Consider the following 2,068-nt stretch of genomic DNA (forward strand, 5'->3'; position numbering starts at 1 on the left):
TTTATTAAAAAGCTCTAGACTGTTTTTTGAAAAATCGATAACAGCTTGGTATTGAATAAAAAACGGAGAGCCTAATAAGCCATGTACTCCCTTTTCACCATCTGCTACTTGTACATGGTCAAGATTAAGTGATACAAAATCAGGACTCTCAAATAAGGCATTTCCTAATTCTATTGAATGAACTTCTATATCGCCCATATCGTGATCCGAAGTCCCCAAACCTGCTGCATTCTCAACATTGGGTGTTTCTTCAATGCCAAGCTCAATAAGACATGCACGGTCTAAAACAGATGATCCAGCGGCACTATCTAAAATAAAACGTAACGATTTACCATTAATTTTAGCTTCAATAATTTGGTGGCCTGTTTGTGATATTTCAAATTCAATTATAGTTTTGCCTTCAGATAAATTCATATACGTTCCTTGTTATAAAGTTTTTAAAATCTTACTTACTATTTTCAGCTTCCCACAATTAATAGCCAAATTTTACTAGTCGCCCACCTCAGCGCGTTTTGTTATGTAACGTTTATCACCTGAGGCTCAATATTTGTTAAAACATGAATGATTTCATTTGTAGTCATTACTGAATAATGAAACAGCTTATTGTTGTTTAAACTGAAAGTATTCGTTTTAGTTTGAGCATACTCCAATAAGCTTGAATCAGAATATACGCCGATGACGCCCAAATCACGGTTTTGATGATAGTCATGAAAATGGCTACTTTCATCATAAGTTTCGAATAAAACGGTATTTGTAAACACAACCATAAACCTTACGGGAGCATCATCTTCTAAATAAGTGATAATGTTCAGTGTTAGTAACCCATCCACATACGATAATTTGTCTAAGCTCCAGTCTTGGTAATTATTTGTGACTTCATCGATGGCAGTATTCATTGAATTACCTAACGAGCCTGTAGATTAACTCGTTTTTTATTTGTTTTTATTGATAAATAAACCATAGCTGAGTTCCTATTTTGGTTCAATCGATTACTGTATTTTTACGCAGAATATAAAGAAGTGTTTACTGTTGGTTTTAATTGGCGTTTTGAAAAGGATTACTGGTGTTTATGTGCAAAATTTAGGATGGGTGCCTTTGTTATTTCCTCTAAGAAAAGAACTAGATAAGTAAAGTCGGGTCTAAATCTACATACGCCCTACGATGAATCAACTTACCTAACTACATTGAAAAGTAAGGGATCACCGCTGTTAAAATTTGCGATGGAAAGAGAGCTTTAGCGCTTGCTGTCCACCTCAGGCCGTGTTGTTATATGTAGATTAATTCAAGTCTATTTCAGGGTGCTCTTTAATCCCGTACATTTTTTCCATTATTTTTAAGTAAAAATCTAAAGAGGGCATCTTCATTTCTTCACGCAGTTTATCTACATTAGTTTCATCTTCTATGGGGCTAAACACAACTTTACCTTCACTCACGTCAGCTTGAGTACCATAGATTTGTTTCTTTCCTTGTGCAATAAGAACTCTATCAGTTAAAAGAGCAACTTGTTGTCCGCTAACACCTTCGCCATTCAAATATGATTGCTTTAAATAAGGAAGCATTTTTACTTTAAATGCAACATCAGGTGAATGCTGAATGACTAAAAATGCTGCTCCAACTCCTTTAACTCCAACTAAATCTTTTGTTACCCAATGATGCTTTTTAATGATAGCTTTAAGTTTTCCTGTATTACTTTCATCTATTTTCATCATTTGTTCTAGGAGTGCTTTGGGCGGGTTTTGCCATCCAGCTTTTCCTATTTTGTTTCGAATATGTTGATCTTCAATTTCCATTTCAATTAGTTCTTTTTGCAGAGGAAGGTTAATTTCGGCAAAAGAATAAAAAGGTATTAGCAACAGTAAAAATAGGTAACGCATCAACTGAACTCTCCTTGTACATATAACGCCTCAAACAGAGGCTAAAAATTGTTGGGCAAAATAGCGAGGCTCGAGTAATGGCCAGCTGTTTTTAGTCCTACTGCTTTGCCTTGTTAAGTATACTTTAACGCAAAACCAGATATATAAATAATGTTGAAAATAAACCTTTTGAAAAAAGTATTAATCCAAACGAT

The 2,068-nt window shown here is 34.5% G+C and carries 3 protein-coding genes; all 3 read right to left on the reverse strand.

The genetic code is table 11. From position 1 onward, the window contains the following. Positions 1-414, reverse strand: a 414-nt coding sequence (locus GQR46_RS19055) for a retropepsin-like aspartic protease (protein ID WP_165742101.1), incomplete at its 3' end; no start/stop codon positions are given. Positions 415-515: 101 nt separating this feature from the next. Beyond that, complete coding sequence (locus GQR46_RS19060) at positions 516-896, reverse strand: hypothetical protein (protein WP_165728599.1); 381 nt, start codon at positions 894-896, stop codon at positions 516-518. 381 nt (positions 897-1,277) lie between these two features. Continuing rightward, entirely contained in the window at positions 1,278-1,874 is a 597-nt protein-coding gene (locus GQR46_RS19065; RefSeq protein ID WP_165742103.1) for a DUF6624 domain-containing protein, read from the reverse strand. Positions 1,875-2,068: the final 194 nt, after the last annotated feature.

It is taken from the genome of Pseudoalteromonas sp. Z1A6, assembly GCF_011378745.1.
Classification (GTDB): domain Bacteria; phylum Pseudomonadota; class Gammaproteobacteria; order Enterobacterales; family Alteromonadaceae; genus Pseudoalteromonas; species Pseudoalteromonas arctica.